Consider the following 4,406-nt stretch of genomic DNA (forward strand, 5'->3'; position numbering starts at 1 on the left):
TGAGCAGCCAGGCAAGCGCCATTCAAAACCGGCTTCAATAAAGATTTTATCCAGACCTTCCGCTTCCGCCTGGGCTTTTACCGGGCCAGAGCCGGGAACCACCAGTGCCTGCACGCCTGGCGCGACTTTTCGCCCTTTGGCGATCTCCGCTGCCGCGCGTAAATCTTCAATGCGCGAGTTGGTACAGGAACCGATAAACACTTTGTCGATAGCCACTTCGGTCAGCGGAATGCCCGGTTTCAGCCCCATATAGGCCAGCGCTTTTTCTGCCGACGCGCGTTCAACCGGATCGGCAAACGAAGCCGGATCGGGAATATTGTCGTTCACGGAAATCACCTGGCCTGGATTGGTGCCCCAGGTGACCTGCGGTGAAATTTCTTCTGCTTGCAGAGTGACAACGGTATCGAAAGTTGCGCCTTCGTCGGTTTGCAGGGTTTTCCAGTAGGCAACGGCGTCGTCGAAATCTTTGCCTTTCGGCGCATGCAAACGGCCTTTGACATAGTTAAAGGTGGTTTCGTCCGGTGCAACCAGACCGGCTTTTGCGCCCATTTCGATTGCCATATTGCACAGGGTCATACGACCTTCCATGCTTAAATCACGAATTGCTTCGCCGCAAAACTCCACCACATGCCCGGTGCCGCCTGCGCTGCCAGTTTTACCGATAATTGCCAGCACGATATCTTTTGCTGTAATGCCCGGCGCGGCTTTGCCCTGGACTTCAATTTTCATGGTCTTCGCACGGCCCTGTTTCAGGGTTTGTGTTGCCAGTACGTGTTCAACTTCGGAAGTGCCGATACCAAAGGCCAGTGCGCCAAACGCGCCGTGGGTGGCGGTATGCGAGTCGCCGCAGACAATGGTCATCCCCGGCAAGGTGACGCCCTGTTCCGGCCCCATTACGTGGACGATCCCCTGATACGGGTGATTCAGGTCATACAGCTCGACGCCAAATTCTTTGCAGTTTTTAATCAGCTCCTGCATCTGGATGCGCGCCATTTCACCACAGGCATTAATGTCTTTGGTCTGGGTAGAGACGTTGTGATCCATAGTGGCGAAGGTTTTGCCCGGCTGACGTACCGGGCGACCGTGGGCGCGCAGACCATCAAACGCCTGCGGTGAGGTCACTTCATGCACCAGGTGGCGGTCGATATATAACAGCGGGGTTTCGTTTTCGGCTTCGTACACTACGTGAGCGTCGAATAATTTTTCGTATAACGTTTTAGCCATGATTACACCCCTTCTGCCACATAGCGGGCAATGATATCGCCCATTTCATCGGTACTAACGGCGGCAGCGCCACGGGCTAAATCCCCGGTGCGAATGCCTTCTTCTAATGCGCGGTTAATGGCGCGTTCAATGGCGCAAGCCGCATCATCGGCATCCAGGCTGTAGCGCAGCAGCAGTGCCAGCGACAGAATTTGCGCAATCGGGTTGGCGATGTTTTTGCCTGCGATATCTGGTGCTGAGCCGCCTGCCGGTTCATACAGACCAAAACCTTGCTCGTTCAGGCTGGCGGAAGGCAACATCCCCATCGAGCCAGTGATCATTGCGCACTCGTCAGACAGAATGTCGCCAAACAGGTTGGAGCACAGCAGAACGTCAAACTGTGATGGATCTTTAATCAGCTGCATGGTGGCGTTGTCGATGTACATATGCGCCAGTTCGACATCCGGGTATTCCGTGGCGATCTCGTTGACGATTTCACGCCATAAAATAGAGGATTGCAGCACGTTAGCTTTGTCGATTGAGGTGACTTTGTGGCGACGTTTACGAGCAGATTCAAACGCGATGCGGGCGATACGTTCGATCTCAAAACGGTGATACACCTCGGTATCAAAGGCTTTTTCATATTGTCCGCTACCTTCGCGGCCTTTTGGCTGACCGAAATAGATGCCGCCGGTCAGTTCGCGCACACACAGGATGTCGAAGCCGTTTGCGGCAATGTCTGCACGCAGCGGACAGAATGCTTCCAGCCCCTGATACAGTTTTGCCGGGCGCAGGTTGCTGAATAATTTGAAGTGCTTACGCAGAGGCAGCAGCGCGCCGCGTTCTGGTTGCTGGTCTGGTGGTAAATGTTCCCACTTCGGGCCGCCTACCGAGCCAAACAGCACGGCATCGGCTTGCTCACAACCTTCAACCGTCGCAGGCGGCAGCGGCTGCCCGTGGTTATCAATGGCTGCGCCGCCTACATCGTAATGGCTGGTGGTGATGCGCATCGCAAAGCGGTTGCGCACGGCATCCAGCACTTTCAGCGCCTGGGTCATCACTTCCGGACCAATACCGTCCCCCGGCAATACGGCAATATGGTAATTCTTCGACATCACACGGTTTCCTTGTTGTTTTCGTTGTGTTGAGCTTTGCGTTGCAACTCTTTTTCGACTTCTGCGGCGCGCCAGATATTGTTCAGTACGTGCACCATGGCTTTGGCGGAGGACTCGACAATATCGGTGGCCAGGCCGACGCCGTGGAAGCGGCGACCGTTGTAGTTGGCGACAATATCCACCTGACCCAGAGCATCTTTACCGTGACCTTTAGCAGTCAGGCTGTATTTCACCAGTTCGACGTTATAGTCAGTGATGCGGTTAATTGCCTGATAGACGGCATCGACCGGACCGTTACCGTTGGCGGCTTCTGCTTTGACTTCTTCGCCACAGGCCAGTTTGACGGCGGCGGTGGCGATATCGTTAGAGCCAGACTGCACGCTGAAGTAATCCAGACGGAAATGCTCCGGCTCTTCTTGCTGCTTACCGATGAAGGCCAGCGCCTCCAGATCGTAATCAAACACCTGACCTTTTTTGTCCGCCAGCTTCAGGAAAGCATCGTACAAATTGTCTAAATTATATTCACTTTCTTTATACCCCATCTCATCCATGCGATGTTTCACCGCCGCACGCCCCGAACGAGAGGTCAGATTCAGCTGGATTTGGTTCAGACCAATAGATTCTGGTGTCATGATTTCGTAGTTTTCGCGGTTTTTCAGCACGCCATCCTGGTGGATACCGGAGGAGTGAGCGAATGCGCCGCTGCCAACAATGGCTTTGTTTGCCGGGATCGGCATATTACAAATCTGGCTAACTAACTGGCTGGTGCGCCATATCTCCTGGTGATTAATGGCGGTGTGGACGTTGAGAATATCCTTACGAACTTTAATCGCCATGATGACTTCTTCCAGCGAACAGTTACCGGCACGCTCGCCGATCCCGTTCATTGCACCTTCCACCTGGCGTGCACCGGCATGTACCGCCGCCAGTGAGTTGCCGACCGCCAGGCCTAAATCGTCGTGGGTATGTACGGAAATAATGGCTTTGTCGATGTTAGGTACGCGTTCATACAGGCCGCTGATGATTCCGGCGAACTCAAACGGCATGGTGTAGCCCACGGTGTCCGGAATGTTGATGGTGGTGGCACCGGCATTAATCGCCGCTTCGACCACTCGCGCCAGATCGGCAATGGGTGTACGCCCGGCATCTTCGCAAGAAAATTCAACATCATCGGTGTAATTACGGGCGCGTTTCACCATATAGATAGCGCGTTCGATCACTTCATCCAGCGTGCTGCGCAGCTTGGTGGCGATGTGCATTGGCGAAGTGGCAATAAAGGTATGAATACGGAAGGCTTCGGCGACTTTCAGGGATTCGGCCGCCACGTCGATATCTTTCTCCACGCAGCGAGCTAACGCACATACGCGGCTGTTTTTAACCTGGCGGGCGATGGTTTGCACCGATTCAAAATCGCCCGGCGAAGAGACGGGGAAACCGACTTCCATCACGTCAACACCCATACGCTCAAGGGCCAGCGCAATTTGCAGTTTTTCTTTCACACTCAAGCTTGCCTGTAACGCCTGTTCACCGTCGCGCAATGTGGTATCGAAAATAATGACTTGCTGGCTCATGGTTTGGGTCCTTGTCTCTTTTAGAGCGCCTCGCTTCGGGCATAAAAAAACCCGCGCAATGGCGCGGGTTTTTTGTTTGACTGCGTGCTGGCTTAATGCTGGATGCCGCTCACTCGTCTACCGCGCAAAGAAGATGCGTTTAGTAGTAGTAGACCGATAAAGCGAACGATGTGAGTCATTAAATCAGCTCCAGATGAATGCGATATGCTTTTAGAGTTACTGGATACAAAAACGGATGTCAACCCTGACGCAATAAAAACGTCCCGCCAGCGTGAGTTCTGCACCCGTAAAATTAGCTAATTGTGCTGCGGTGGTTAAAGTAAGCGATATTAATTTCTGCTTAACTACCGACGCTTTTCATCGGTTGACATATTTCAGCATAAATTTTTGCATCTAATCAACGAGGAAAAAGGGGACAAAATGCACGCGTTGCAAAACCTATCCTGATGATTTGTATTGAATTATATGTTTTGCGATTTTTTTTGATATTGATTTGGTGAATATTATTGATCAATTA

General features: G+C 52.7%; 3 protein-coding genes and 1 pseudogene (1 of these 4 running past the window's edge). All 4 read right to left on the bottom strand.

Annotated features, from left to right (window positions below):
- Positions 1-1,224, bottom strand: a pseudogene (gene leuC, locus QZF50_RS03600) (3-isopropylmalate dehydratase large subunit); it reaches 192 nt to the left of the window's first position.
- A 2-nt stretch (positions 1,225-1,226) separates the two neighbouring features.
- Complete coding sequence (gene leuB / locus QZF50_RS03605; protein ID WP_000042353.1) at positions 1,227-2,318, bottom strand: 3-isopropylmalate dehydrogenase; 1,092 nt, start codon at positions 2,316-2,318, stop codon at positions 1,227-1,229.
- Positions 2,318-3,889 (bottom strand): 2-isopropylmalate synthase, encoded by a 1,572-nt coding sequence (gene leuA, locus QZF50_RS03610; RefSeq protein ID WP_000082846.1) that lies wholly within the window; start codon positions 3,887-3,889, stop codon positions 2,318-2,320. The genes leuB and leuA overlap by 1 nt, the downstream gene beginning before the upstream one ends.
- 92 nt (positions 3,890-3,981) lie before the next feature.
- Positions 3,982-4,068 carry a leu operon leader peptide gene (leuL, locus tag QZF50_RS03615; protein WP_001300467.1) on the bottom strand — a complete coding sequence of 29 codons (87 nt, stop codon included), beginning with the start codon at positions 4,066-4,068 and terminating at the stop codon, positions 3,982-3,984.
- Positions 4,069-4,406 lie beyond the last annotated feature (338 nt).

Source organism: uncultured Escherichia sp. (assembly GCF_948475835.1).
Taxonomy (GTDB): domain Bacteria; phylum Pseudomonadota; class Gammaproteobacteria; order Enterobacterales; family Enterobacteriaceae; genus ECMA0423.